The organism is Kribbella sp. NPDC000426, assembly GCF_040300265.1.
Classification (GTDB): Bacteria; Actinomycetota; Actinomycetes; order Propionibacteriales; family Kribbellaceae; genus Kribbella.
Window position 1 is genome coordinate 868,764 of record NZ_JBEPDK010000002.1, and the last position, 25,956, is coordinate 894,719.

A 25,956-nucleotide genomic window follows, 5' to 3' on the forward strand; every position below is an offset into this window, starting at 1 on the left:
TAGCTAATAGATAGCGGTTATCCGTTGGGCATGTCAAAGTACAGCTCACCGGCGAAGACCGCCGGCAGGATCGGCCGATGCCCGGCAATCACCGTCAGCCGCCCAGCTTCCTCGGCCGTGAACCAGCCAGACTCGCTCACCTCCGCTGCATCACGGCTGCGGCGGCCCCGATCCGCAAGGCCGCCGTCGCTCCGATCCGCTCGCCGAACTCGTGGCGCGTGTACCCGGGCACTCTCGGTGCTTCATCCATCCTGCAAACCCTCCCGGCAGGCGCGGTCTGCCGCGCGTGTTGTCTCAGGCAACCGATAGCGCGGTGCCAGGTGTAGGACGTGCTCGACGGCGGTCGGCAGACTCACGCGGTGCCCGACCGACACGTAGACCGGCTTGACTGCGTGCTGAGTCCGCACCGCGGCGCCCACCACCTCACCGCCATCGATCAGCGCCGCGGTCCCGCCTCGTTCCGGCGCGAGCTGCATGTGTGAGCTGACGAAGGTGGTCTTCGCGGCGCCGATCGACGGGATGCCCGTGAGCACACCGAGATGGCAGGCGAGCCCGAACCGGCGCGGATGCGCGAGCCCCTGGCCGTCGCACACCAACAGATCCGGCCCGGTCGTCAGCTGCTCCAGTGCGGCGAGCAACGCCGGCACCTCGCGGAACGCGAACAATCCCGGCACGTACGGGAACGTCGTCTCCCCGCGCACAACCGCGCGGTCCACTTCGCGGAGCGTTTCCCGCTCGAGTACGACGACCGCGGCCGCTAGCCGATCACCGTCGTACGCCACGTCCAACCCGGCCACATACCGCGGCGCCGGACCCACATCCACGACCTCCACCAGCCCGCGCAGTTTCTCCTGCACCGCGATCGCCTCGGCGGCCGTGGTGGGCCAACTCGGCGCTGTCACTCGACCGTCGGCGGGCCGCTCGGGGGCCATTCGACCAGCTCGACGCGATAGCCGTCGGGGTCGGTGAGCCAGGAGGTCTTCGGGCCGTCGGCACCGCCGGGCAACTCCGGCTCGCCTGGTCGAAGACCTGCCGCGGTCAGCGGGTCGACGGTTTCGCGCAGCGACACGACCTCGATCGCGAAGTGCTGGAACCCGCCGATCTCCACCGGACCGTCCGCCGGGCGGTGGACGAGTTCGAGGGACACCGACGGCTCATCGGGCAGCCGCAGCCAGACCAGGCTCGACCCGTCGTCGAACGGCACCGTCCCGAGGTCGACGTACCCGACCGAGCGATAGAAGGCGAGCGAACGGTCCAGGTCACCGACGCGTAGTGCGAACAGGATCGACTTCATACCAGCCGATCTAACCCTGTCCTGTACGAAACGACAGGAGGTTCGGCGCGGATGGGACGGCCGGGCGGAGGCGGGCGCGGGTGGGAGAGGATGTGCGCATGCGGATTCTGATTGCGCCGGACAAGTTCGCGGGGACGCTGACTGCCGTGGAGGCGGCTGCGGCCATCGAGGAAGGATGGCGGCGGCGCGATCCCGGGGCAGAGGTGCTGGTGGCGCCGATGGCCGACGGCGGGCCCGGCTTCATCGACGTACTGTCCGCGGTCGTCGACGGGACGCTGCTGTCGGTCACGGTCCGTGGCCCGCTCGGCGACGAGACCCCGGCGACCGTCCTGATGGCGGGCGAAACGGCGTACGTCGAGACCGCGCAGGCGTGCGGACTGCATCTGGTCGAGCCGAAGGATCGGCGCCCCGAGGACGCGACGACGTACGGCGTCGGGCAGCTGATCGCGGCCGCCGTCGACGCCGGAGCCAAGCGGATCATCCTCGGCCTCGGCGGCTCGGGTACGAACGACGCCGGCGCCGGCATGCTCGCCGCACTCGGAGCGACGGGTGAGACAGGTCACTTGGACGGCGGAGCTGCCGGGCTCGCGGAGTTGACGGCGGTGGATCTGCAACCGGCCCGTGACCGGGTCGCGGGGGTCGAGTTCGTCGCGGCCAGTGACGTGGAGAACCCGATGCTCGGGCTGCGTGGGGCGACCAACATCTTCGGCGCCCAGAAGGGCCTTTCGGACGAGCGGAAGCCGGCGGTTGACGGCTGGCTGACGCACTTCGCCGAGCTCGCCGATCGGAAGACTGCGGACAAGAAGGGCGCGGGCGCCGCGGGTGGGCTCGGTTATGCCCTGCTGCTGCTCGGCGCTGAGCGCGTGTCCGGAATCGACCTGGTGGCAGAGCTCACAGGGCTGAAGGAGAAGGCCGCGCGGGTCGACCTGGTGCTGAGCGGCGAGGGCGCGTTCGACTTCCAGTCCCGGGACGGGAAGGTGATCGCCGGTGTCGCGAAGGTCGCGAACGACGCGATGCGGCCCTGCGTCGTACTCGCCGGGAAGGTGCTGATCGGGTCCCGGGAGATGCGCACGATGGGCGTCGAGTCGGCGTACGCGCTGGTCGACGTGGTCGGCGAGGAGCGGGCGTTCGCGGACCCGCACGGCTCGCTCGCGACGGTCGCGGAGCGTGTCGCCCGGACCTGGGCACGCTGATCAGGGACCGGTCATTCCGCGATGTGGTAGTTGATCCGTGAAATTGGTGTGCGACCATGGGAATGAGCGCGGATCGGCCGCTGTTGATCCGTGTTGACAAGAGACTTCCGTGCTGGCCGAGCCGTCTGGCCGGCACTTGAGCAGATGACTGGAGTCAGGGATGACTGAAGCGCAGACCGAGCAGGCCGTCGCCACTGGTGTTCTCCTCACCGACGGGGCCGCCGCCAAGGTGAAGGCGCTGCTCGACCAGGAAGGCCGCGACGACCTCGCGCTGCGGGTCGCCGTGCAGCCGGGCGGGTGCTCCGGGCTGCGGTACCAGCTGTTCTTCGACGAGCGCCAGCTCGACGGTGACGTGGTGGCCGACTTCGGTGGCGTGAGCGTTGTCACCGACCGGATGAGCGCGCCGTACCTCAAGGGTGCGTCGATCGACTTCGTGGACACGATCGAGAAGCAGGGCTTCACGATCGACAACCCGAACGCGACCGGCTCCTGCGCCTGCGGCGACTCGTTCAACTGATCTACCTCTGAAGCCCCTGGCACCTCACGGTGACCAGGGGCTTCGGCATGTCCGGACCCGGTATGAGCCGGTATGGCTTCGTATGAGATGGCCCACCGTGTGAAGCCAACGTTTGTTGGGCACTGGCTACCGCGTGTGGGACTACATAACTGAGCGTCATTCACAACTGCTCTACCAGAGCTACCAGCACCTGAGTCTGGTCATCCAGTGCGTACTGCTGGCCACCGTGATCGCGGTCGGCCTGGCAGTCGTCGTGCACCGCAATCCACGAGTGGCGTCGCTGGCCGGCGCGGTCAGCGCGGTCGGCCTGACCGTCCCGTCGTTCGCGCTGCTCGGCCTGATGATCCCGCTGGCCGGCATCGGCACCGCCACCTCGGTGATCGCGGTCACCTTCTACGCCTGCCTGCCGATCCTGCGGAACGCCGTTGTCGGCCTGTCCGGCGTCGACGCGACGCTGATCGAATCCGCGCGCGGGATGGGCATGGGCGCGATCCGGACCCTGCTCCGGATCGAGTTGCCGCTGGCGTGGCCGGTGATCCTGGCCGGCGTCCGGGTGTCGGCCCAGATGTCGATGGGTATCGCGGCGATCGCGGCGTACGTGCTCGGTCCCGGCCTGGGCAGCTTCATCTTCACCGGCCTGACCCAGATCGGTGGCAAGAACGCTCTGAACTCCGCGCTGGTCGGCACGATCGGCGTTGTCCTGCTCGCTCTGATCCTGGACGCCATGCTGCTGCTCGTCGGCCGCCTGACCACCTCGAGGGGTATCCGTGCCTGAAACCGAACCTGCCATCAGCGGCGTCGACATCGAGCTGACCGACGTCGTGAAGCGGTACCCGGGTCAGCGCAAACCCGCGGTCGAGGGCCTGTCCCTGCACATCCCGGCCGGCGAGATCGTGATGTTCGTCGGTCCGTCCGGCTGCGGCAAGACCACCTCGCTGAAGATGATCAACCGGCTGATCGAGCCGACGTCCGGCAGCATCCGGATCGGCGGCGAGGACATCAGCACCCAGGACGACGACGATCTGCGCCGCCGGATCGGGTACGTCATCCAGGGCGGCAGCCTGTTCCCACACATGACCGTCACGCAGAACATTGCGCTGGTCCCCGGCCTGCTTGGCTGGGACAAGGCCCGTACGGCGGAACGCGTCGGCGAGCTGCTCGAACTCGTCGGCCTCGACCCGGACCGGTACCGCAACCGCTACCCGCGCGAGCTGTCCGGCGGTCAGCAGCAACGCGTCGGGGTGGCCCGCGGGCTCGCGGCCGATCCGCCGGTGATCCTGATGGACGAGCCCTTCGGTGCGGTCGACCCGATCACCCGGCAGCGGCTGCAGGACGAACTGCTCAGCATCCAGGAGGAGCTGCGCAAGACGATCGTTTGCGTCACCCACGATTTCGACGAGGCGGTGAAGCTCGGCGACCGGATCCTGATCCTCACCGAGGGCGCGAAGATCGCGCAGTACGACACTCCCGAGGCGATCCTGGCGAACCCGGCGGACCGGTTCGTCGCGGATTTCGTCGGTGCGGGGGCTGCTTTGAAACAGCTCACGTTGAGCCGGGTCAGCGAGATCGAGCTCGGCCAGCCGACGGTCGCGGAGATCGGCGACCCGGCGTCCGACGTACTGCGCGCGGCCGAGCAGGCCGGCGACGAATCCGTGGTCGTCCTCGATCGACGTCGGCGACCCGTTGACTGGATGTGGACATCCGACTTGTCGAATGTTGACAATGTGCCGGCGCCGCACGAGGACACCGACCTGGTCACGATCGACCGGCGCGCGACGCTCAACGACGCGCTCGACACGATGCTGATGTCGAGCCACGGCAGCGCGGTCGTCACCGGCCGGCGCGACGAGTACCTGGGCGTCGTCGACTTCCAGACGGTGCTGGCCCGGATCCAGGACGGCAACGGATCCGCGGAGCCGGAGGAGGTCGCGCAGTGACGGTGACCGAAGAGCACCCGTCGAAGGAGAACCTGGCCGACGCGAAGGCTGCCGTCGCCGGACTCGCTGCTACTCGTGCGCGTCGCCCGTCATGGGGTCTGCTGATCGGGCAGCCGTTGTTCGTGGCGATCGTGGTCGGGGTGTGGGCGATCTGGCGGTCGCAGGCCGAGCTCGACTCGATCGAGCAGCGGCAGCTCGATTGGAAGCTGGTCGGCCAGTTGACGCTCGAACACCTGGAGCTCACCGCCGTCGCCACGATCATCGTGCTGTTCATCGCCGTACCGCTGGGCATTGCACTGACCCGGCCGCGGTCCCGCCGCGCCGCTCCGCTGGTGGTCGCGGTCGCGAACGCCGGTCAGGCCGCGCCGGTGATCGGGTTGATCGTGCTGCTGGCGATCTGGCTCGGCTTCGGCTTCTGGACCGCGATTCTCGCGCTCTGCCTGTACGCGATCCTGCCGGTGCTGCGCAACACGATCGTCGGCCTGCAAGGTGTCGACGCGACGCTGGTCGAGGCCGGTCGGGGGATGGGGATGTCGAGCGTGGCCGTGCTCGGCCGGATCGAGCTGCCGCTCGCCGTACCGGTGATCATGGCCGGCATCCGTACTGCGCTGGTCCTTGTCGTCGGCACCGCCACCCTCGCGACGTTCATCGACGCCGGGGGACTGGGGAGTCTGATCACGACCGGCATCCGGCTGCTCAGGTATCCGGTGCTGATCAGCGGCGCCGTACTCGTTGCCGCGTTGGCGTTGCTGATCGACTGGGCGGGCCGAGTGCTCGAAGAGATCACCCGCCCGAGGGGGCTCGCATGAAGCGGCTGATCGCGACTGCGTCCGCGTTGCTTCTGGTGTTGTCCGGCTGCGGTCTTGGCACCAGCGGGGGTTTCGTGCCGACCGGCGCATTGGAAGGTCAGTTGCGGTCGGTGAAGAGCCTGGACGGGCTGACGATCGCCATCGGGTCGAAGAACTTCCAGGAGCAGCTGATCCTCGGCAAGATCGCCGCGATCCTGATGCAGTCGGCCGGCGCGCATGTGCAGGACCTGACGAACATGCCGGGCAGCGACACGTCGCGGCAGGCGATGATCGGCGGCCAGATCCAGATGGCCTGGGAGTACACCGGTACCGCGTGGATCTCGTACCTCGGCCATGACACCGGCATCCCCGACAAGCAGAAGCAGTACGACGCTGTCCGCAAGGAGGACGCCGAGAAGTACGGGCTGGTCTGGCTGAAGCCGGCGCCGATGAACAACAGCTACGGGTTCGCGGTGACCCGCAAGGAGTCCGAGCGGCTGCACCTGACCAAGCTGTCCCAGATCGCGTCGTTGCCGGCGAAGGAGCGGACGTTCTGCGTCGAGTCCGAGTTCGCGAACCGGAACGACGGGTTCGAGCCGATGCTCAAGCACTACGGCGTTCCGTTGGGCTCCGCCGTACCGCGGAACAACGTGCGGACGCTGGACACAGGCGCTGTGTACGCCGCGACGAGTCACGGGGATTGCTTGTTCGGTGAGATCTACACGACCGACGGTCGGATCAAGTCGCTCGACCTTGTCGTGTTGCAGGACGACAAGAAGTACTTCCCGGCGTACAACGTGGCGCCGGTGATCAGCAAGAAGGTGCTGGACAAGTACCCGCAGCTGCGGGATCTGCTGCAGCCGGTGTCCGACAAGCTGACCGACCCGGTGCTGATCGACCTCAACGCACAGGTCGACGTCGACGGACGTGAGCCCGCCGACGTCGCCATGGACTGGTTGGTGAAGGAAGGTTTCGTCAGCCGTGACTGACGGCTCCTTCGCGCGCCCGCTTCGGGAGTAGGAAGGTGACGGCGAGGCTGACCACGAACAGGCCGATCGCGACCAGGACCGACGTCTTGGTGGCGCCGAGGAAGGCGTGCGCCGGGAGCAGCTGGAAGAACACGGTGCCGATCACCGCGACGCCGATCGCCCCGCCGTACTGCTGCATGGCGGTCAGTACGCCGGATGCCGAACCGGCGGCCTGGTCGTCGATCGAGGCCAGGATGATGTCGAACAACGGAGCGAACACCAGGCCGGCGCCGATCCCCGTGGCGAGCGTCGCCGGCACCAGGTTCCAGATCGTTGTCGCATCGCCGTAGGTGTGCAGCGTGAACCAGATGCCGGCCATCGCCACGGTCATCACAGCGACGCCGAGCTGCAGTGCCTTGCGGCCGAGCTTCGGGGCGAGCAGGCCGCCGGACAGCGGGGCGCCGATCGCGATGCCGAGCGAGAACGGCACCATCGCGAGGCCTGCCTTCAGCGGGCTGTAGTGCAGTCCGAGCTGGGTGAACAGGTTGAACACGAGCATGAAGCCGTTCATCGCGAGAAAGAACGTGGTGATTACGCCGAGGCCGGCGACGTACCCGCGGTTGCGGAACAGCGACGGGTCGATGACCGGGTTGCCGGATCGGCGCTCACGCCAGCCGAACAGCACAAAGACGACAATCGAACTCGCCAACATTAGGATTGTCCACAATGGCCAGCCGAGCTCGCGGCCCTGGACGAGCGGGTAGATCAGCAGACCCGAGGCCAGGCTGACCAGCAGCACGCCGGCGGCGTCGAGGCGGGAGGCGCCGGGTGTCTTCACCTCGGGCATGAACTTCAGCGCGCCGACGAGGGCCGCGATGCCGATCGGCACGTTGATGAAGAAGATCGTGCGCCAGCCGGCGTCGAACCAGTTCGCGTCGATCAGCACGCCGGCCAGGATCGGGCCGGCGACTGCCGACAATCCCATCACCGGACCGAACATCGCGAACGCCTTGCCGAGCTCGTCGGACGGGAAGATCGACTTCAGGATCGCGAAGCCCTGCGGGATCATCACCGCGCCGAGCAGACCCTGCGCGACCCGGCTGCCGATGAGGAGCTCGGGGCTGGTTGCGAAACCGCAGACCGCGGAGGCGATCGTGAACCCGAGGGCGCCGATCACGAACAGCCGCCGGCGGCCGACCAGGTCGCCGAGCCGGCCGAACGTGACCAGCCCGATCGCGAAGGCCAGCGTGTAGCCGGCCAGCATCCACTGCATCGCGGACTCGGAGCCGCCGAGGTCGGCGCGGATCGAGGGAGCGGCGATGTTGACGATCGTCGCATCGACCAGGTCCATGATCTCGGCGATCAGGATCGTCGCGAGCACGATCCAGCGCCAGCGGTACGGCGTCGGTCCGGCGCCGGACGGTGTGGTGTCAGGTGGATTGTCTACAACTGTCGTGGTGCTCATCGTGGGCCCCTCGTGGATTTCGAACGGTGTTCGTTGACGAACACTGTTCTACTCCCGAACGGTGTTCGCGTCAAGTACAGTGTTCGTATGACCCAACCTCCGTGGCAGCCGATCACCCCCGCGAAGCCCACCCGCACGCCGAAGGAGCCGCTCAACCGGGAGCGGATCGTCGACGCCGCGATGCGGGTGCTGGTGGAGTCGGGGTACGAGGCGGTCTCGATGCGGAAGGTCGCGCAGGCGCTCGGTACCGGACCCGCCTCGCTCTACGCCCATGTGGCGAACAAGCGCGAGTTGGATCAGCTCCTGGTCGAGCGGGCCGCCGCGCAGATGAGGTACGACGAGCCGGTGGACCCGACCCGCTGGCAGGAGCAGTTGAAGGCGATGATGCGCGAGATGCTGCGCGCGATGCGGGCCAATCCGGGTGTGGCGCGGGCCGCGATCGGCGCCGTACCGCTGGGGGAGCGGGCGTTGATGAGCACCGAGCGGATCCTGACACTGCTGAAGGCCGGCAACGTCCCGGACCAGGCGGCCGCCTGGGCGGTCGATCTGATTCCGCTCTACGTGACGGCGGTCGCCTTTGAGGAGACGGTGCAGAGCGCCACGGACTGGACGCCGGAGGACGTCGAGCGATTCGTCAGCGGACTCCGGTCGTACTTCGAGTCGCTGCCGGCCGGCCGCTTCCCGCTGACCGTCGCCCTGTCGGGCCCGCTGACGTCCGGCGCCGCGGGCGACGAGCGGTTCGAATTCGGCATCGCGGTCATCGTTGCCGGTCTGGCGTCACTCGCCGAGAAGAACTGATCAACTACGAGTCACTGCTTGTGGTTCACGAATGCACATGGTTAACCTTCGGATTGTCAACAAAAATACGATCTTGCCTGTGAGGCGTGTCGAAATGCGTGAGGTGGGCACACGGGTGAGGCCGTAAAGACGACAGGAGGAGACCCGTGGACGCCGAGACACAGCCCTCGAAGGGCGCCCAGCCGCCCGGAACTGTCGAGAAGGAGCAGTCACCCGCCGTACTCAGGAAAGCGATCGCCGCGTCCGCGATCGGCAACGCGACCGAATGGTTCGACTACGGCATCTACGCGTACGGCGTCACGTACATCTCGGCGGCGATCTTCCCTGGTGACACCCAGAGCGCGACGCTGCTTGCGCTGATGACGTTCGCCGTCTCGTTCCTGGTGCGCCCGCTCGGCGGCCTGGTCTGGGGCCCGCTGGGCGACCGGCTCGGTCGCAAGCACGTGCTGGCGATCACGATCCTGATGATGTCCGGCGCGACCCTGTGCGCGGGCCTCGTCCCGTCGTTCCACACGATCGGCTACTGGGCGCCGGCGCTGCTCGTCGTACTCCGGATGATCCAGGGCTTCTCGACCGGCGGCGAGTACGGCGGTGCCGCGACGTTCATGGCCGAGTACGCGCCGAGCCGCAAGCGCGGGTTCCTCGGCAGCTTCCTGGAGTTCGGCACGCTGTCCGGCTTCTCGGCCGGTGCGCTGCTGATGCTGTTCTTCTCACTGGTGCTCGGCGACGACGCGATGCACGCGTGGGGCTGGCGGCTGCCGTTCCTGGTCGCCGCGCCGCTCGGCCTGGTAGGCGTGTACCTCCGGTCGCGGCTCGAGGACACGCCCGTCTTCCGCGAACTGGAGGCGAAGGGCCAGAAGGAAGAGCAGACCGCCCACCAGTTCAAGGATCTGCTGGCCGGCTACTGGGCGCCGATCCTGCGCCTCGGCGGCATGGTCATCGCGCTGAACGTCGTCAACTACACGCTACTGACCTACATGCCGACGTACCTGGAGAAGGAGATCGGCCTGAGTTCGGACCAGTCGCTGATCGTGCCGATCATCGGCATGCTGATGATGATGGTGTTCGTGCCGTTCGCCGGCCGGATGTCGGACCGGGTCGGCCGCAAGCCGCTGTGGTGGACGTCGCTGGCCGGGCTGTTCGTGTTCGGCGTACCGATGTTCCTGCTGATGGGGACGAACCTGGTCGGCGCGATCGTCGGGTTCGCCGTACTGGGACTGCTGTATGTGCCGCAGTTGGCGACGATCTCGGCGACCTTCCCGGCGATGTTCCCGACGCACGTCCGCTATGCCGGCTTCGCGATTGCGTACAACGTGTCGACGTCGCTCTTCGGCGGTACGGCGCCCGCGGTCAACGACTGGCTCACCCAGAAGCTCGGCGACTCGCTGGTCCCGGCGTACTACATGATGGCCGCCTGCGTGGTGGGCGCGATCGCCCTGGCCCGAGTCCCTGAAACCTCCCGCTGCCCCATCAACGGCACAGAGATCCCCGGCACCGACCAAGCCCCACCCCCAGTGGCCCTGGATCCCACTCCCGCCAAGGCCTGACCAACCCGCAGCCGCCCTGGCCACAGCGGCGGCTCGGCTCCGGCAGTGCGCCGGAGCCGAGCCGTCGTCAGTTGATGACAGCGGAGACGGCGTCGGACCACAGGGCCGCGGCCTCGTCGATCTCCTCGGGGGAGACGACGAGGGCAGGGATGAAGCGGACGACCTGACCCCAGGCGCCGCAGGTGAGCAGCAGGAGACCCCTCCTCGCCGCCTCCTGCTGCACTGCGGCCGCCGTCACCGGGTCGGGCTTGCCATCCGCGTCCCGGAACTCGTTGCCGATCATCAGACCGAGCCCGCGAACGTCGGTGATTTGCTCGTGCTTGTCGGCCACCAACTGCAGCGCCTGCTTGAGCTGCGCACCCCGGTCGGCCGAGTTCTGCACGAGGCCCTCGTCCTCGATCACGTCGAGCGTCGCGAGCGCGGCGGCGCAGGCGACGGCGTTCGCGCCGTACGTACCGCCCTGCGATCCCGGCCAGGCCTTCTCCATCAGCTCTGACGATGCGGCGATTGCAGACAATGGGAATCCGGACGCCAGACCCTTCGCAGTGACGAGTACGTCGGGACGCGACCCGAAGTGATCGCCGCCCCAGAACTTGCCCGTACGCCCGAAGCCGGTCTGCACTTCGTCGACCACCAGCAGGATCCCGTGTGCGTCGGCGCGTTCACGCAGTCCGGCGAAGAACCGCTCGTTCGCTGGCACGTACCCGCCTTCGCCGAGCACCGGCTCGACGAAGAACGCCGCGGTGTCGGCCGGCGTACTCAACGTCTGCAGTACGTAGTCGAGCTGGCTGAGCGCGAAGTCGGTCGCCTGCTCGACCGGCCAGCCGAAGTGGCCGGGGTCCGGGAACGGTGACACGTGTACGCCGGCCATCAGTGGGCTGAACCCGGAACGGAACTTGGTCCCCGACGTGGTCATCGAGGCCGCAGCCACGGTCCGGCCGTGGAATCCGCCGTGGAACACGATCACGTTCGGCCGGCCGGTCGCCTGGCGGGTGAGTCGGAGCGCCGCCTCGATCGCCTCGCTTCCGGAGTTCGCGAAGAACATCCGGTCGAGCTGGCGGGGGAGTACTTCGCCGAGCCGGTCCACCAGCGTGAGCAGCGGCCGGTGCATGACCGTCGTGTACTGCGCGTGGATGATCTTGCCGACCTGCTCCTGAGCCGCTGCGACGACGCGCGGGTGGCAGTGTCCGGTCGAGGTGACACCGATGCCGGCGGTGAAATCCAGGTACCTGCGGTCGTCCTCGTCGAACAGCTGCACGCCCACACCGCGGGCGGCGACGACGCCGGTCGCCTGCTTCAGGATCTGCGAGAGCTCGGCCACGGACTTCCCCTCACCTGTCGAATCGTCGACAAACAGAATGGTAGATTGTCGACAATCAGCGTATCTCAGCGGTTGAGGCCGGTGAAGGGGTGCAGATGGACGAGTCCCAGGTGATCGAGGCGGTCGAGAAGCGGCTGTTCATCGGCGGGACGTGGATCGAGGCGACCCGCGGAGCGACGTTCGATGTCGTCGATCCGTCCACCGGCGAGGTGCTGTGTGCGGTGGCCGACGCGTCGCCGGCCGACGGACGCGCTGCGCTCGAGGCGGCGGTTGCCGCGCAGGCGGACTTCGCCCGGACGTCGCCGCGTGAGCGGGCCGACATGCTGACGGCGGCGTACGAGCTGCTGATGGAGCGCGTCGACGAGCTGGCGCTGCTGATGACGTTGGAGATGGGCAAACCGCTGCCTGAGGCACGCGGCGAGATCGCGTACGCGGCCGAGTTCTTCCGGCACTTCGCCGGCGAGGCGGTGCGGATCGACGGTGGATACCAGACCGCACCGGCCGGCAACGCGCGCTTCCTGATCACCAAGCAGCCGGTCGGTCCGTGTCTGCTGATCACCCCGTGGAACTTCCCGATGGCGATGGGCACCCGCAAGCTCGGCCCGGCGATCGCGGCGGGCTGTACGAGCGTCATCAAGCCCGCCCACCAGACCCCGCTGTCGATGCTCGCGTTGATGGGGATCCTGGCCGAGGCCGGCGTGCCGGCAGGGGCGGTCAACTGTGTCACCGCGATGGATGCGGGCGGCGTGATGGAACCGCTCATCCGCTCCGGGCTGGCGCGCAAGCTCTCGTTCACCGGCTCGACCCGGGTCGGCCGGATCCTGCTCGAACAGTGCGCCGAGAAGGTGCTGCGGACCTCGCTCGAGCTGGGCGGCAATGCGCCGTTCATCGTGTTCGAGGACGCCGCCCTGGACGAGGCGGTGACGGGGGCGATCGCGGCGAAGATGCGGAACATGGGCGAGGCGTGTACCGCGGCCAACCGTATTTTTGTCCACAATTCGGTGATCGACGAGTTCGGCCGGCGGCTCGCCGAGCGGATGGGGGCGCTGACGGTCGGGCGCGGGACCGAGCCCGACGTGAAGGTCGGGCCGCTGATCGACGAGGCCGGACTGGAGAAGGTGCGGTCGCTGGTCGCGGACGCGGTCGAGCGCGGCGCGACGGTGCTGACCGGCGGAGAGGTTGCCGTGGGCCATGGAACTGGCAGGGGGTACTTCTATCCGCCGACGGTGCTGACCGGCGTGCCGCGCGAGGCCGCGATGGCGGATCAGGAGATCTTCGGGCCGGTCGCGCCGCTGACCGCGTTCAGCACCGAGGACGAGGTGGTGCGTGCCGCCAACGACACGGAGTACGGGCTGGTCGCCTACGTGTTCACGAACGACCTGCGACGCGCGCTGCGCGTGGCGGAGTCGATCGAGACGGGGATGGTCGGCCTGAACCAGGGCGTGGTGTCGAACCCCGCGGCCCCCTTCGGCGGGGTCAAGCAGTCCGGTCTCGGCCGCGAGGGCGGTGCCGTCGGCATCGACGAGTTCCTGGAGACGAAGTACATCGGCATCGCCCTCAACACGTGAGCCATACTCGAGCCCGCTTCAAGGGTTGAGGCGGCTGACGGGTCAGCGGTTGATCAGGCGGGTTATCGCGTCGTCCATGTGGGCGATGAGCAGTTTGTCGGCGAAGTCGGCGTTGCCGATCCGGATCGCCTCGGCGAGGGCGTAGTGCTCGCGGACGCGGAAGTCGGCGGTGGCGTACGTTTCGGCGAGGGCGTGGATGCACATCCGGGTCTCGGTGATGAACGTCTGGTGCATCCGCGACAGCCGGGGGCTCTCGGCCAGTCGTACGAGTGCCTCGTGGAACTCGATGTCGATCTCGCCGACCGCGGCCGGATCGCCCTCGGCATACGACATCTTGTCGACGATCTCGAGCAGGACCGTGCCGGGACCTTCGGTGTCGCCCATGTGGATCTTGCGGGCCGCGGCGCGCTCGATCGCCTCGCGGGCGAGGTACATGTCGCGGATGTCGTCCGGCGTCATGTCGACGACGAACAGGCCGCGGTTGCGGATCGAGACCAGCAGCCCCTCCTGGGTCAGCCGCTGCATGCCCTCACGCAGCGGCCCGCGGCTGACGCCGAGCTTGCGGGCCAGGTCGGCCTCACCCAGCTGCGCGCCGGGCTTGAGCTCGCCGTGGCCGATGGCCATCCGGAGTTTGTCCGCGATGATGCTCGGCGTCGACTCCTGCGCCAGCGGCTCGATGTAGTTGCTCACTCCGACGTCCCCCTAGGTGTTCCTGCTGAACAGAGTCCCCAAATGTGGCAGATACGGTACCTGGCCGACTAATTCGAGGCCCTTCCAGACCGTCACCTGGTTCGCCGTCAGCACGGGCTTGCCGACCGCGGCCTCGAGATCGTCGACAATCCCCAGCGTGTGCATGGCGGTGTCCGGTACCAGGATCGCCTCGGCGTCCGGGTGGTCGGCGGCCTTGACCATCTCCACGATCTGCTCCGGCCGGAGCGTCCCGACCTCCGCGGCGGTGATGATGCCGTGGCTACCCATCGACACCACCTCGACGCCGCCGCCGGTCAGGAATCGGACGAAGTGCTGCGCGACATCCTCCGGGTACGACGCCGCGATCGCGACCCGCTGGATCCCGAGCCGCCGGCACGCGTCGACGAACGCGATCGAGGTCGACGACGCGGGTACGCCGAGGGCCTGTGCCACGCCGGACGCCTGGTTGCGCGCACCCTCCGGCCCGAACACGAAGCTGCCCGAGGTGCATGCCCACATCACCGCGTCGGGCCGGGCCGACGCGAGCGCGGAGGCGCCCTCGGCGAGCCGCTCGGCGCGCCCGAGGTCGAGGAGCGCGTCGACCCGGTGCGCGTCCTCGCCGACCGAGGTGATGACCACCGGCAGTTTCACCGACCCGTCGAGCCTGGCCTCGAGCGCCGGATAGTCGTCCTCAGCGCTGTGTCCGGGATAGAGCAGGCCTACCGTGACCATCCGACCTCCTGGCTGCCGCGCACCGAAATGAGTAGATTGTTGACAATGCTAAACCCTGAGTACGACGTCGCGCGGTTGCTGGACGGTCTGCGACGGGAGGTCCGCGGGGTGGTCGCGGACGACCGGCGTACGCGCGCGCTGTACGCGGCAGACGGCTCGAACTACCGCGCGGTGCCGGACCTGGTCGTCGTACCCGCGGACGCCGACCAGCTCGCGACAGCCGTCACGCTGACCGCGGCAGCAGGCGCGCCGGTGGTCGTCCGAGGCGGCGGTACGTCGATGGCCGGCAACGCGATCGGCGGCGTGGTGATCGACGCGTCCAGGTACGTGAATCGGATCCTCGACATCGACCGCGCGAGCCGGACAGCAGTCGTCGAGCCAGGCGTCGTACTCACCGACCTCCTGGCCGCCGCGAAGCCGCACGGCCTGGCCTTCGGCGCCGACCCGTCCTCCGCCAGCCGCGCCACGCTCGGCGGCATGATTGCCAACAATGCGTGCGGTGCCCACTCAGTCGCCTGGGGGACGACCGCCGACAATCTCCTGTCCCTCGATGTGATCCTTGCCGACGGCACCCACCTGACCGTCGCCTCGGCTGCGGATCGCGCGGCTGCGGCTGCCCGGCCCGGGCGCGAGGGTGAGCTGCATCGGGCGCTGCAGGCATTCGTCGATCGGCATGACCTGTTGATTCGGCGGCGGTTCGGGCAGTTCACGCGTCAGATCTCCGGGTACGCGTTGCACCGGTTGCTGCCTGAGTACGGCTACAACGTGGCCGGTCTGCTGTCGGGTAGTGAAGGTGGGCTGGCGGCGACTTTGTGCGCCTCCGTGCGATTGACCGAGTTGCCTAAGGCAAAGGTCCTTTGTGCGCTGGGGTTCCCGGACTCGATCTCCTCGGCGGACTGCGTCCCCGTCGTACTGCGCCATGGCCCGCTCACGATGGAGTCCATCAACAGCGACCTGGTCGAACGGCTTCCGGCCGAGGTCCGCGAGGCCGCGATCCACGCCGGACTGCCGGCCGGCAGCGCCTGGCTCCTCGTCGAGATCGGCGGCGAGGAGGAGACCACCGCCGCACGAGCTGCCCGCACCATGCTCGAAGACTTGCGCGACGGCGGATCGCCCGCCACGGCATCGCTCGTCACCGATCCGGCGGCGCAGGCCGTGCTCTGGCGTTGCCGTACGGACGCGGCCGGTCTCGCGACCCGGCGCGCGGACGGTGCCGAGGCGTGGGGTGGTTGGGAGGACGCCGCCGTGCCGCCGGAGCGACTGGGTGCGTACCTTCGCGGACTCGACGAGGTGCTCGGACGGCACGGGCTGTCGGGTGCGTCGTACGGGCACTTCGGCGAGGGCTGCATGCACATGCGGATCGACTTCGACCTGCTCAGCACGCGCGGCATCGCGACGTACCGCGACTTCGTCGAACAGGCGACAGACCTGGTCGTCGAGCTCGGCGGCTCGGTGTCCGGCGAGCATGGCGACGGGCGGGCGCGGGGTGAGCTGCTCGGCCGGATGTACGGCGCCGACGGTGTCGCGCTGTTCGGTGAATTGAAGACAATCTGGGATCCGCGCGGGGTGATGAACCCGGGGATGATCGTTGACCCGCCGCGCCTCGACCTCGCAATCCGGCATGACGGTCCGGCGAAGGATCGGCATGTGGCGACGCTGTTCGACTACCCGGACGACGGGCACGACTTCGCGCAGGCGCAGCGGCGGTGCGTCGGGATCGGGAAGTGCCGGCAGAGTTCGGGCGGCGTGATGTGTCCGAGTTATCAGGTCACGCGCGACGAGCTGCATTCGACGCGCGGGCGGGCGCATCTGCTGTGGGAGATGCTGCAGGGGGACGTGATCAAGGACGGTTGGCGGTCGACGGAAGTCCGTGACGGACTCGATCTGTGCCTGTCCTGCAAGGGTTGTCTGTCGGATTGTCCGGTGAATGTGGACATGGCGACGTACAAGTCGGAGTTCACGCAGCACTTCTACGAACGGCGGCCGTGGAAGCGTCCGATGTCGCATTGGTCGATGGGGTGGCTGCCGTTGTGGTCGCGGCTCGCGTCGCGGGCGCCGGGGATCGCGAACCGGTTCGCCGGGTTGCAGTTGACGAAGCGGCTTGGCGGGATTGCCGCGGAGCGGGACGTTCCGGCGTTTGCTCGCGAGACGTTTGCAGCTTGGTTTGCCCGGCGCGGCAGTTCGACCGGTGGGCAGAAGGTTGTGCTGTGGCCGGACACGTTCACCAACTACCTCGCGCCTGAGATCGGTCGAGCGGCGGTGGCCGTGTTGGAGGCCGCGGGCTTCGAGGTCGACCTGCCTGCGAAGCCGGTTTGCTGCGGCCTCACCTGGATCTCGACCGGCCAATTGCCGAAGGCCCGCCGTGTTCTTGACCGTTCCTTGCGCACGCTCGAGCCGCACCTCACGGCCGGTACGCCGATCGTCGGCCTCGAGCCCAGCTGTACTGCGGCGCTCCGCCACGATGCGCCCGATCTGATTGTTGACAATCCACTCGCCGCAATGGCTGCTGCGAACACGCGGACTCTCTCCGAGCTGCTCGTCGATGCGGGCTGGAAGCCGCCGCAGGTTGGCGGAGAGGCGCTCGTGCAGACGCATTGCCACCAACATGCCGTACTCGGGTTCGACGCCGATCGCGCGTTGATGGACGCGGCCGGCATCGACGCGACCGTCCCGGACGCAGGCTGCTGCGGCCTGGCCGGCAACTTCGGCTTCGAACGCTCGCACTACGACCTCTCGAAGGCCGTCGGCGAACGCGTCCTGCTGCCCGCGGTCCGGTCATTGCCCGAAGCAACCGCCGTACTGGCGGACGGCTTCAGTTGCCGCACCCAGATCGCCCAGGGAACGGACAGGCGAGCCCGCCACCTCGCCGAACTGCTTGCCGACGCCCTACCCGACCAGCTTGTCGGCGGCGCGGCGTAGCCGGGCGACGCCTTCGCGGATTCGGTCGGGTGGCGTCGACGCGAAGCACAGGCGGAACGCGTCGGTGAATCGACCGCTGGGGGAGAAGGCCGGACCCGGGATGAACGCGACGCCCTCCGCGAGCGCGATCTCGAACAGTTGCTCGGTGTTGACGCCGTTCTCCAGCGTCACCCAGAGGAAGAAACCGCCCTCCGGGTCGGTCCATCGCGCGATGTCGCCGAAGTGCTCGGTCAGCGCGTCGTGCATCGCTTCCTTGCGGACCTTGTACTGCGCTCGTTGCGTGACCAGGTGATCCTCGAGATGCCCGCCGTCCAAGAATCCGGCGAGCAGTCGCTGGGCGGGGAGGTTGGTGCAGGTGTCCATCGCCTGCTTGGCGTTGATCAGTAGCTGCTGCAGTTCGGGGTCGGCGTCGACCCAGCCGACCCGCAACCCTGGCGCGACGATCTTCGAGAACGTTCGGACAGCGAAGAGCAGCGGATCACCCGCGGCCAGTTCGCGCAACGTCGGCAGCGGCTCTCCCGCGAACCGAAGCAGACCGTACGGGTCGTCGTCGATGACCATCGATCCCCACGATCGCGCGTGGTCGAGCAAGCGGTGTCGTCGTGCGAGCGAGAGCGTCGCGCCCGACGGGTTCTGGAACGTCGGGATCGTGTAGATCGCCTTCGGCGTCCGCCCGTTCAGTAGGCCTGGTAGATCGTCGACAATCATGCCGTCGTCATCGACGGGCACCTCGAGCAGTTCGGCGCCGTACGAGAGCGCGGTCGCACTGCCGTTCGTGTACGTCGGTGACTCGACGACGACGAGGTCGCCCGGGTCGACGAAGATCTTGCAGAACAGGTCGAGACCCTGCATCCCGCCGGCGGTGATGGTGAGCCGGTCGGCTGTGGTCTCGTCGCTGGTCCCGCGCAGCATCTCGAGCAACGCCGCGTGGAGCGGGGGATCGCCTTCGGTGGCAGCGTAGTCGTATGCGTCTGGGCGGCTGAGCTGTTCGGCAGCGATTGTTGACAATACTTTTGCAGGCACGGCTTCGGCGGCTGGTGATCCCATCGCGAAGCGCACGATGTCGTGGGTCTGCTTGTGCAGCAGCGAAGTACTCGAGTCGATCACCGAACCCACCAGTCCGGCGGTGCGTGCGGCGTATGGGAGTGCTGTCACAGGGTTACCTCCTGATCGTCAGTTCGTGGGACAGGCCGGTCAGTCGTTCCACTCCGTCCGCGGTGACCACCACGGGCTCGGACAGTTCGTATCCCCAGCCGTCCATCCACATCCCGAGGATCACGTGGAACGCCATCCCGGCGGTCAGGACGGTGGTCTCGCCGGGGCGGAGGCTGACGGTGCGTTCACCCCAGTCCGGTGGGTATCCGATCCCGATCGAGTACCCGATCCGCGAGTCCTTGATCAGGCCCTGCGCGGCGATCACGTCGTTGAACGCGGCGTGTACGGCGCTGCCGGTGACGCCGGCGCGGATTGTCGACAACGTCGCCTGCATGCCGTCGGCAACGACCTTGGCGGTCTCGCGCAGCCGTTGCGGCGGGTCGCCGAGCATCACCGTGCGGGCGAGTGGCGCGTGATAGCGGTCGTACACGCCGGCCAGTTCGATGGTGGTCGCTTCGCCGGCCTTGAACGGGCGATCGGTCCAGGTCAGGTGCGGCGTACCTGCCGCTTCGCCGGTCGGCAGCATCGGCACGATCGCCGGATAGCCGCCGCCGTGTTCGGAGGTGCCGATTGTCTGCGCGGCGAGGATCTCGGCGACGAGATCGCACTGCCGCAGACCCGGGCGGAGTCGTTCGAGCGCGACCCGCATCGCCCGCTCGGCGATCGATCCGGCGATGCGCAGCCGGTCCAGCTCGTACGGCGACTTGACCAGCCGGACCCAGTTGACCAGCTCCGCCGAGTCGACCAGGCGGTGGGCCGGTAGGCCGTTGCTCAGGGCAAGGTAACCGCGAGCGGTGAAATAGTGCGCGTCGCCCTCGATCGCGACGTCCGCGCCGGCTGGGATCAGGTCCCGGCACAACCCGGCGATCCAGTCGTACGGGTGGACATCGGGCCGGTGCACGAGATCCTCGGGATAGCCGTGGACCTGGTCCGCGCGCAGGTTGCAGGTGTACGACGCCCCGGCCGCGTCCATCGCCCGCGCGAACAGCTGGACCTCGCCGTTGGCCGGGATCAGCAGACACTGCGGTGTGTAGAAGGACCAGGCGTCGTACCCGGTCAGGTAGAAGAGGTTTGCCGGATCGTTGACAATCAGCGCGCCGAGACCGCGGTCAGCCATGACGGCGCGGACCCGGGCCAGCCGGTCGGCGTACTCGCTCATGCGGCGTCCATCAAGCTCTGCCCGGGCCCGACGCCTTGGTGCCCGGCGAGTTCCAGCGCGGACCACATCGTGACCTGGTTCGCGGTCAGCACTGGCTTGCCGAGCGCGGCCTCAAGACCCGCGATCACGTCGTACGTCGGGAGGTTCGTGCAGCTGATGAACACGGCTTCGGCCGCGTCGCTGTCGATGCTGCGTACCAGTTCGACGGTCGTTTCGTACGGCACTGCCCAGATCTGCCCGATCAGCCCGAGTCCGGCGGTCGCGACCACCTCGATCTCGGCCTCGGCGAGGAACGTGGTCAGCCCGGCCGTGAGGTCGTTCGTGTACGGCGTGACCGTCGCGACCCGCCTGATCCCTAGGCGATTCAGCGCGAGGAGCAGCGCGCCGCTGGTGGTCGTCGCGGCGGGCGCTCCGGCCGCGACCATCGCCTCGACCAGGGCGGCCTCGCCGGTCAGCCCGCCGACGAAGCTGCCGAACGTGCAGGCGTACGCGACCGCCAGCGGTCCCACCGGAAGAACGTTCATCGTCGTGCGGGCGACCATCTCCGGGTCCGAAATGTGAACGGCCATCTCCATCGTCGCTGCCATCGGCGCGTAGGGCGTGCGGGTGAGATGCAGGGTGACGTTGTCCGGGACCCAACGCCACAGTTCGCGGTCGAGCGCGAAGTCATACGGGGCGACCACTCCGATGCCGGTCTGCAACAGTGTGGGCACCGGTGCCGGCAGCGGGTGGGTGGACGGGCGCGTGCTCATGCGAGTCAGTGTGAGGCCACAGCAGATTGTTGACAATCCTACCATTGGATTCCTAGCCTCAATGGCGTGCCAGCCTCCTCCGCGCGCCCCGTGATCGCCGTGCTGTGTGAGCGCGCGACCGACCGCCCACCCGGTCTCGACGACTTACCTGTCGACTTCCGGTACTGCGCTGCTGACGGACTCGGCGCGGCGGTGCGAGGAGCCCAGGCGCTGATGCTCTGGGACTTCTTCTCGACTGCGGTCCGCGATGTCTGGGCGGACGCGGGCAGCCTCGAATGGATCCACGTCACCGCGGCCGGCGTCGACACCCTGCTCTTCGACGAACTGCGCGACTCGCCGGTCGTCGTCACCAACGCACACGGCGTCTTCGACCGGCCGATCGCGGAGTACGTCCTCGGTGCAGTGATCGCCCACGCCAAGGACAGCCGCCGCAGTTTCGACCTGCAAGGCAGCCACGAATGGCGGCACCGCGAAACCCGCAGCATCCACGGCGCCAAGGCCCTGGTCGTCGGCACCGGCGCCATCGGCCGAGCAACAGCCCGCCTCCTCCGCGCCGCCGGCCTGGAAGTCCGCGCCACCGGCCGCGTACCCCGCGCGGAGGACGACGACTTCGGAGAGATTGTTGCTAGTAGCAACTTGGCAGCGGAGATCGGGTGGGCCGACCATGTTGTGTTGGCGGCGCCGTTGACGAATGCGACCCGAGGCTTGGTGGACGCCGATGTGCTGGCCGCGATGCGGCCGGGGTCGCATCTTGTCAACGTTGCCCGCGGTCCGATTGTCGACGAAACGGCACTCCTCGCCGCGCTCGGGAGCGGACGGATCGCGGCGACCCTGGATGTCTTCGACCGGGAGCCGCTACCGGCTGATCACCCGCTCTGGGCTGCGCCGAACGTGACGATCACCGCCCACATGTCCGGCGACGTGATCGGCTGGCGCGACACCCTGGCGGCCCAGTTCGCGGCCAACGTCCGGCGCTGGCTGGCCGGCGAACCGCTCCTGAACATTGTTGACAAAAAGCTCGGCTACATCCCGACAGGAGATCGATGACGCAGGCAACCGAACTGGTCGAGGGTTATCGGAGCAAGCAGATCTCGCCGGTCGAGGCCACGCAGGAGGCCTTGAGCGCGATCGAGCGGTACGACGGTCAGGTGAACGCCTTCGTGCTGGTGGATGCCGAGGGTGCGCTGGCTGCCGCGAAGGAGTCGGAGGCCCGGTGGCACGCAGGGGAGCCACTGGGCCCCGGCGACGGCGTACCGACCTCGATCAAAGACGCATTGTGGACAAAAGGATGGCCGACAATGCGCGGCAGCACGCTGATCGACGCGGCCGGTCCGTGGGACGAGGACGCGCCGTCCGTCGCACGCCTGCGAGAGACCGGCGCCGTGATCCTCGGCAAGACGACCACCCCGGAGTACTCGTGGAAGGGCGTCACGGACTCCTACACGTATGGCGCGACCGGCAACCCGTGGGATCCGACCAAGACATCCGGCGGGTCGAGCGGCGGTTCCGCTACCGCGGTCGGGCTCGGCATGGGCGTGTGGTCGCTGGGCACTGACGGCGGCGGGTCGGTCCGGATCCCGGCCGCGTTCACCGGGACGGTCGCGCTGAAGCCGACGTACGGGCTGATTCCGCTGTTCCCGCCGAGTGCGTTCGGGACGCTGTCGCATGCCGGGCCGATGACGCGGACGGTACGCGATGCTGCGGCGCTGCTCGACATCGTCACCGGGTACGACCCGCGGGACTGGTCGGCGATGCCGACGCCGGCGGCGTCGTTCCTTGCCGGGATCGATGACGGAGTCGCCGGGTTGCGGGTCGGGTTCTCGGCCGATCTTGGTTTTGTTGACAATGATCCCGAGGTCGAGACCCTCGTGCGGACGGCAGTCGGCGTACTCGCAGACGCCGGGGCGATCGTGACCGAGGTGGATCCCGGCTTCAGCGATCCGATCGACGCGTTCAACGTGCTGTGGTGGTCCGGCGCCGCGAAGGTGCTCTCGGCGTACGACGTGGACGACCGGGTCGACCCCGGGCTGCGTCGCGTCGGCGAGCTCGGTTCGGCGTACTCGGCGTCGGACTTCCTCGACGCCACCACGGTGCGGATGGAACTCGGGACGTTGATGGGGCGCTTCCATCGGAAGTACGACGTACTCATCACGCCGACGCTGCCTATCACCGCGTTCCCGATCGGACAGGACGTGCCCGACGGTTCGACGTCACCGGATTGGACCGACTGGACGCCGTACACCTATCCCTTCAACCTCACGCAGCAGCCGGCGCTCAGCGTGCCGTGCGGATTTACGAAGGCCGGACTGCCAGTTGGTCTGCAGGTGGTCGCGCCACGGCACGCCGATGCGCTGACGTTGCGGGTCGGGCAGGCGTACCAGGCGGCGACCGATTGGCATCTGCGTACACCCACCTTGGAGGCGAAGTGAGTAAGTACATCACCGTCAGCCTGGACAAGCGCGGCGTGAGTTGTGTGGCGAAGCTGCTCGACGACGTGGCGCCGCGGACGTGCGCGGCGGTGTGGGACGCGCTGCCGCTGTCGGCACCGGTGTTCCACGGCAAGTACGCGCGGAACGAGATCTACACGTTGCTGCCCGCGTTCGCTCCGGCGGATCCGGGCAAGGAGAACACCACCGTTACGCCGATCCCGGGTGATCTGTGCTGGTTCTCGTTCGACTCGGACGATCTTGGCAATCCGGCGTACGGGTACGAGAACACGACCGGCACCGGGACAACTGGTGCGATTGTCGACCTTGCAGTCTTCTACGGACGCAACAACCTGTTGATCAACGGCGACCAGGGGTGGGTGCCGGGCAACGTGTTCGGCGCGGTGACCGAGAACCTCGACGAGTTCGCCGCGGCCTGCCAGGACCTGTGGATGGGCGGCGCGCGCGGCGAGACCCTGTCGTTCAGCCGGCTCTAGTCGATCGGGTTCAGTTGATCGGCTCCTGCAGTTCGGTGACCCAGTCGGCTGGGTACTCGGGTGTGTCCAGGTAGAGCTCGCGCGCCGGCTCGGCCGCGCGGTGGTTGTTCTCGTCGATCCAGCGCGCCAACGCTTGCCAGGCCGGCAGCACCTGGTCGATCGGACCGCGATGCACCAACGTCGCGGCTCGCATCGCCGGCAGATCGATCACCTCGAGACCGTTGAGGTTGCCTCCGGCATCGACTGCCGCCGGAACCGTCGCCCGTACGACGACTTCGTCCTCGGACGCGTGATTGCGTTCGTACAGGCAGGTCAACCGGCCCGCTGGATGGACGTCGGCATCGGGCAACCGTCGACCGAGTTCGGCGCACAACGGACGCACTATCGGCGTGATGTCCTCAGGCGTGAAGCTCGCCGCGGTCGCCGTCAGAGCAACTAGCCGTCCCGCGGGGAGGTCTTTGACGACGATATCGGCGGCTGGCACATCAGCCTCCAGGCCGCGCAGCCGCGACTCAACCTGAGCGAGCCGCGCGTAGCTCTCGGCGACGGTTGTCTGCAATTCTGCTCGTCTCATTGTCAACAATGCGCGCATCTCGGTCGCGCCGAGATTGTCTGCAATCAGCGCACCGACCTGTTCGAGCGTGAAACCGAGGTCTTTGAGCGCGACGATCCGGTTCAGATCGGCGAGCTGCCCGGCGGTGTAACTGCGGTACCCGGTCGACGGGTCGACGTACGCCGGCCGGAGCAGGCCGAGGGCGTCGTAGTGCCGCAGCATCCGAATCGACACCCGCCCGTGCCGCGCGAACTCACCGATCGCGAACATGGGATGCAGTCAACCAGCCAGCAGTTCCGCGAAGGTCACCGCGGTGTCGTCCTCGTGCCACGGACCGATCACCTGAGCGCCGACAGGCAGGCCGCCCTTGGTGCGTCCGATCGGCATGTTGAGGGCGGGATGACCGATCAGGGAAGCGTGCGAGATCCAGAACACCTGGGTGTCGTACCGCTGTCCATCGATGCTGGTCGAGCCGTGCGGGAATGCGACCGTGAAGCTGGTCGGACATAGGAAGACGTCGACATCCTCGAAGTACCGCTGCCACTTGGCCCGCGCGACCATCCGCGCACGTTCGGTCGCGAGCAGGTCGTCGACGGTCATCCCCGTCGGTTCGCCCCCGTGCAGTGCGAAGAACAGGCCGACCTGCTGACCGAACTCCTCAGCCTGTTCGCCCGGATCGACCTCGTCCGGCCAGCCTTCGACGATCTTCGCCCCGCTCCGGGCAAGCCGGTCGATCATCTCTGCCATCGCGTCGCCGACCTCGCTCGAGACGGGCGCGGCGGGATGATCGGTCACAACGCCGACGCGGAAGTCTTCCAGTCGCCGGTGCCGCGGCGGCGTCAGCGACCACGAGTACGGCGCCTCGGGTCCGGCAGTCGCACGGAGGGCGATGCGCAGATCGGCGGCGGAGCGGGCGAGTGGTCCGATTGTCGACAAGTTCGGGAGTTCGCTCGGCAGGTACGGCGTACCGGGAACCTGGAAGCCGCGTTGCGGGACGAGGCCGTTGGTTGGCTTGAGTCCGTACACCCCGCAGTACGCCGCCGGGAGCCGGATCGAGCCGACGAGATCCGAGCCGTACTCGAGGTACGTGAGGTCGGCGGCGAGTGCGGCCGCCCCGCCACCGCTCGAGCCGCCTGGCGTTCGACTGAGGTCGGCGGGGTTGTTCGTCCGTCCGTAGATCTCGTTCACCGTCTGCCCGAAGTCGGCGAGCATCGTGTGCACATTGCTCTTCCCGACGATGATCGCTCCGGCCTGCTGCAATCGCTGCACGACGGTCGCGTCCGCATCGGCGACGTACTCCGCGAACGCCGGATTGCCCCACGTCGTGTGCATGCCGGCGACGTTCAGGCAGTCCTTCACCGTCATCGGTACGCCGTGCAGCGGGCCGACCGGCTGACTCGGGGCTACCGCATCCGCTGCATCCGCCTCGGCCAGTGCGTAATCGGGCAGGATCTCGACCACCGCGTTGATTGTCTTATCGTCGACAATCCTCGCCAGCAGTTGTTCGGTCACCTCACGCGACGTGACCTGCCCGGTGCGGATCTGCTCGGCAATCTCTCCAGCTGTCATCATGCCGCCGGTCTATGGCCTGACACGGTGTCAGAGTCAATTGGCGTACCTAACGACAGGTAGTGGTCGCGGCCGGGTAGAACACCTGAGCGTGAACTCGCCGGTGCG

Annotated in this window: 25 protein-coding genes; 13 read left to right on the top strand and 12 right to left on the bottom strand. The window is 68.0% G+C overall.

Annotated elements, in window-relative coordinates:
* Nucleotides 1–17: 17 nt before the first annotated feature.
* The 3 genes from ABT313_RS11910 to ABT313_RS11920 form a co-directional block, all read right to left on the bottom strand.
* A complete protein-coding gene (locus ABT313_RS11910; protein ID WP_350851356.1) occupies nt 18–140 on the bottom strand; it encodes a hypothetical protein in 123 nt (40 codons plus the stop codon).
* A gap of 102 nt (nt 141–242) precedes the next feature.
* Nucleotides 243–932: a deoxyribonuclease V gene (gene nfi / locus ABT313_RS11915; RefSeq protein ID WP_350851358.1), complete on the bottom strand. Its 690-nt coding sequence runs from the start codon at nt 930–932 to the stop codon at nt 243–245.
* On the bottom strand, nt 899–1,294 hold the full coding sequence (locus tag ABT313_RS11920) for a VOC family protein (protein ID WP_350851360.1): 396 nt from the start codon (nt 1,292–1,294) through the stop codon (nt 899–901). Before ABT313_RS11920 ends, nfi begins: the two co-directional genes overlap by 34 nt.
* Nucleotides 1,295–1,392: 98 nt before the next feature.
* On the opposite strand from ABT313_RS11920, the gene ABT313_RS11925 reads away from it, so the two are divergent.
* The 6 genes from ABT313_RS11925 to ABT313_RS11950 all read left to right on the top strand — a co-directional run bounded on the left by ABT313_RS11925 (nt 1,393) and on the right by ABT313_RS11950 (nt 6,718).
* On the top strand, nt 1,393–2,487 hold the full coding sequence (locus ABT313_RS11925; protein ID WP_350851362.1) for a glycerate kinase family protein: 1,095 nt from the start codon (nt 1,393–1,395) through the stop codon (nt 2,485–2,487).
* Between the two features lie 160 nt (nt 2,488–2,647).
* Nucleotides 2,648–3,004, top strand: coding sequence for a HesB/IscA family protein (locus ABT313_RS11930; RefSeq protein ID WP_130446795.1), 357 nt, complete (start codon nt 2,648–2,650; stop codon nt 3,002–3,004).
* 112 nt (nt 3,005–3,116) lie between these two features.
* Nucleotides 3,117–3,779: an ABC transporter permease gene (locus ABT313_RS11935; protein WP_350851365.1), complete on the top strand. Its 663-nt coding sequence runs from the start codon at nt 3,117–3,119 to the stop codon at nt 3,777–3,779.
* A complete protein-coding gene (locus ABT313_RS11940; protein ID WP_350851367.1) occupies nt 3,772–4,941 on the top strand; it encodes an ATP-binding cassette domain-containing protein in 1,170 nt (389 codons plus the stop codon). Before ABT313_RS11935 ends, ABT313_RS11940 begins: the two co-directional genes overlap by 8 nt.
* Complete coding sequence (locus ABT313_RS11945; protein ID WP_350851369.1) at nt 4,938–5,750, top strand: ABC transporter permease; 813 nt, start codon at nt 4,938–4,940, stop codon at nt 5,748–5,750. The genes ABT313_RS11940 and ABT313_RS11945 overlap by 4 nt, the downstream gene beginning before the upstream one ends.
* A complete protein-coding gene (locus tag ABT313_RS11950) occupies nt 5,747–6,718 on the top strand; it encodes a glycine betaine ABC transporter substrate-binding protein (protein ID WP_350851371.1) in 972 nt (323 codons plus the stop codon). The genes ABT313_RS11945 and ABT313_RS11950 overlap by 4 nt, the downstream gene beginning before the upstream one ends.
* Here ABT313_RS11950 and ABT313_RS11955 read toward each other — a convergent pair.
* Complete coding sequence (locus ABT313_RS11955) at nt 6,705–8,162, bottom strand: DHA2 family efflux MFS transporter permease subunit (protein ID WP_350851373.1); 1,458 nt, start codon at nt 8,160–8,162, stop codon at nt 6,705–6,707. The two genes, ABT313_RS11950 and ABT313_RS11955, sit on opposite strands and share 14 nt — an antisense overlap.
* Before the next feature lie 87 nt (nt 8,163–8,249).
* On the opposite strand from ABT313_RS11955, the gene ABT313_RS11960 reads away from it, so the two are divergent.
* Entirely contained in the window at nt 8,250–8,960 is a 711-nt protein-coding gene (locus ABT313_RS11960; protein ID WP_350851375.1) for a TetR/AcrR family transcriptional regulator, read from the top strand.
* A 146-nt stretch (nt 8,961–9,106) separates the two neighbouring features.
* A complete protein-coding gene (locus ABT313_RS11965; RefSeq protein ID WP_350851376.1) occupies nt 9,107–10,507 on the top strand; it encodes an MFS transporter in 1,401 nt (466 codons plus the stop codon).
* Between the two features lie 67 nt (nt 10,508–10,574).
* Here ABT313_RS11965 and ABT313_RS11970 read toward each other — a convergent pair whose 3' ends face one another.
* Complete coding sequence (locus tag ABT313_RS11970) at nt 10,575–11,828, bottom strand: aspartate aminotransferase family protein (protein ID WP_350851378.1); 1,254 nt, start codon at nt 11,826–11,828, stop codon at nt 10,575–10,577.
* A gap of 95 nt (nt 11,829–11,923) precedes the next feature.
* Between ABT313_RS11970 and ABT313_RS11975 the strand changes: the two genes are divergently transcribed.
* Nucleotides 11,924–13,396, top strand: coding sequence for an NAD-dependent succinate-semialdehyde dehydrogenase (locus ABT313_RS11975; RefSeq protein WP_350851380.1), 1,473 nt, complete (start codon nt 11,924–11,926; stop codon nt 13,394–13,396).
* A gap of 42 nt (nt 13,397–13,438) precedes the next feature.
* On the opposite strand, the gene ABT313_RS11980 is transcribed toward ABT313_RS11975, so the two are convergent.
* Both ABT313_RS11980 and ABT313_RS11985 read right to left on the bottom strand, forming a co-directional pair.
* Nucleotides 13,439–14,086, bottom strand: coding sequence for a GntR family transcriptional regulator (locus ABT313_RS11980; RefSeq protein ID WP_350851382.1), 648 nt, complete (start codon nt 14,084–14,086; stop codon nt 13,439–13,441).
* Nucleotides 14,087–14,098: 12 nt separating this feature from the next.
* Nucleotides 14,099–14,818 carry a maleate cis-trans isomerase family protein gene (locus ABT313_RS11985; RefSeq protein ID WP_350851384.1) on the bottom strand — a complete coding sequence of 240 codons (720 nt, stop codon included), beginning with the start codon at nt 14,816–14,818 and terminating at the stop codon, nt 14,099–14,101.
* A 45-nt stretch (nt 14,819–14,863) separates the two neighbouring features.
* Between ABT313_RS11985 and ABT313_RS11990 the strand changes: the two genes are divergently transcribed.
* A complete protein-coding gene (locus ABT313_RS11990; protein ID WP_350851386.1) occupies nt 14,864–17,737 on the top strand; it encodes an FAD-binding and (Fe-S)-binding domain-containing protein in 2,874 nt (957 codons plus the stop codon).
* Here the strand turns inward: ABT313_RS11990 and ABT313_RS11995 are convergent.
* Genes ABT313_RS11995 through ABT313_RS12005 form a run of 3 tightly spaced genes read right to left on the bottom strand, consistent with a single transcriptional unit; the run spans nt 17,705 to nt 20,803 of the window.
* Complete coding sequence (locus ABT313_RS11995) at nt 17,705–18,892, bottom strand: aminotransferase-like domain-containing protein (RefSeq protein ID WP_350851388.1); 1,188 nt, start codon at nt 18,890–18,892, stop codon at nt 17,705–17,707. The two genes, ABT313_RS11990 and ABT313_RS11995, sit on opposite strands and share 33 nt — an antisense overlap.
* 4 nt (nt 18,893–18,896) lie before the next feature.
* Nucleotides 18,897–20,051, bottom strand: coding sequence for a M24 family metallopeptidase (locus tag ABT313_RS12000; protein ID WP_350851390.1), 1,155 nt, complete (start codon nt 20,049–20,051; stop codon nt 18,897–18,899).
* Nucleotides 20,048–20,803 (bottom strand): maleate cis-trans isomerase family protein, encoded by a 756-nt coding sequence (locus ABT313_RS12005; RefSeq protein ID WP_350851392.1) that lies wholly within the window; start codon nt 20,801–20,803, stop codon nt 20,048–20,050. Before ABT313_RS12005 ends, ABT313_RS12000 begins: the two co-directional genes overlap by 4 nt.
* Nucleotides 20,804–20,869: 66 nt before the next feature.
* Between ABT313_RS12005 and ABT313_RS12010 the strand changes: the two genes are divergently transcribed.
* Genes ABT313_RS12010 through ABT313_RS12020 form a run of 3 tightly spaced genes read left to right on the top strand, consistent with a single transcriptional unit; the run spans nt 20,870 to nt 23,726 of the window.
* The gene (locus tag ABT313_RS12010) at nt 20,870–21,850 is read left to right on the top strand and encodes a D-2-hydroxyacid dehydrogenase (protein WP_350851394.1); all 981 of its coding nucleotides are present in this window, start codon (nt 20,870–20,872) and stop codon (nt 21,848–21,850) included.
* Nucleotides 21,847–23,232: an amidase gene (locus tag ABT313_RS12015; RefSeq protein WP_350851396.1), complete on the top strand. Its 1,386-nt coding sequence runs from the start codon at nt 21,847–21,849 to the stop codon at nt 23,230–23,232. The genes ABT313_RS12010 and ABT313_RS12015 overlap by 4 nt, the downstream gene beginning before the upstream one ends.
* Complete coding sequence (locus ABT313_RS12020) at nt 23,229–23,726, top strand: DUF3830 family protein (protein WP_350851398.1); 498 nt, start codon at nt 23,229–23,231, stop codon at nt 23,724–23,726. The genes ABT313_RS12015 and ABT313_RS12020 overlap by 4 nt, the downstream gene beginning before the upstream one ends.
* 10 nt (nt 23,727–23,736) lie before the next feature.
* Here the strand turns inward: ABT313_RS12020 and ABT313_RS12025 are convergent, their stop codons facing one another.
* A complete protein-coding gene (locus ABT313_RS12025) occupies nt 23,737–24,549 on the bottom strand; it encodes a MerR family transcriptional regulator (RefSeq protein ID WP_350851400.1) in 813 nt (270 codons plus the stop codon).
* 9 nt (nt 24,550–24,558) lie between these two features.
* The gene (locus ABT313_RS12030; protein ID WP_350851402.1) at nt 24,559–25,851 is read right to left on the bottom strand and encodes an amidase family protein; all 1,293 of its coding nucleotides are present in this window, start codon (nt 25,849–25,851) and stop codon (nt 24,559–24,561) included.
* Nucleotides 25,852–25,956: the final 105 nt, after the last annotated feature.

Coding starts and splice junctions, on each gene's coding strand:
- nfi (WP_350851358.1), bottom strand. CDS start 932: ATGGCCCCCGAGCGGCCCGCCGACGGTCGAGTGACAGCGCCGAGTTGG.
- ABT313_RS11920 (WP_350851360.1), bottom strand. CDS start 1,294: ATGAAGTCGATCCTGTTCGCACTACGCGTCGGTGACCTGGACCGTTCG.
- ABT313_RS11925 (WP_350851362.1), top strand. CDS start 1,393: ATGCGGATTCTGATTGCGCCGGACAAGTTCGCGGGGACGCTGACTGCC.
- ABT313_RS11930 (WP_130446795.1), top strand. CDS start 2,648: ATGACTGAAGCGCAGACCGAGCAGGCCGTCGCCACTGGTGTTCTCCTC.
- ABT313_RS11950 (WP_350851371.1), top strand. CDS start 5,747: ATGAAGCGGCTGATCGCGACTGCGTCCGCGTTGCTTCTGGTGTTGTCC.
- ABT313_RS11955 (WP_350851373.1), bottom strand. CDS start 8,162: ATGAGCACCACGACAGTTGTAGACAATCCACCTGACACCACACCGTCC.
- ABT313_RS11960 (WP_350851375.1), top strand. CDS start 8,250: ATGACCCAACCTCCGTGGCAGCCGATCACCCCCGCGAAGCCCACCCGC.
- ABT313_RS11975 (WP_350851380.1), top strand. CDS start 11,924: ATGGACGAGTCCCAGGTGATCGAGGCGGTCGAGAAGCGGCTGTTCATC.
- ABT313_RS11985 (WP_350851384.1), bottom strand. CDS start 14,818: ATGGTCACGGTAGGCCTGCTCTATCCCGGACACAGCGCTGAGGACGAC.
- ABT313_RS11990 (WP_350851386.1), top strand. CDS start 14,864: ATGCTAAACCCTGAGTACGACGTCGCGCGGTTGCTGGACGGTCTGCGA.
- ABT313_RS12000 (WP_350851390.1), bottom strand. CDS start 20,051: ATGAGCGAGTACGCCGACCGGCTGGCCCGGGTCCGCGCCGTCATGGCT.
- ABT313_RS12005 (WP_350851392.1), bottom strand. CDS start 20,803: ATGAGCACGCGCCCGTCCACCCACCCGCTGCCGGCACCGGTGCCCACA.
- ABT313_RS12015 (WP_350851396.1), top strand. CDS start 21,847: ATGACGCAGGCAACCGAACTGGTCGAGGGTTATCGGAGCAAGCAGATC.
- ABT313_RS12025 (WP_350851400.1), bottom strand. CDS start 24,549: ATGTTCGCGATCGGTGAGTTCGCGCGGCACGGGCGGGTGTCGATTCGG.
- ABT313_RS12030 (WP_350851402.1), bottom strand. CDS start 25,851: ATGATGACAGCTGGAGAGATTGCCGAGCAGATCCGCACCGGGCAGGTC.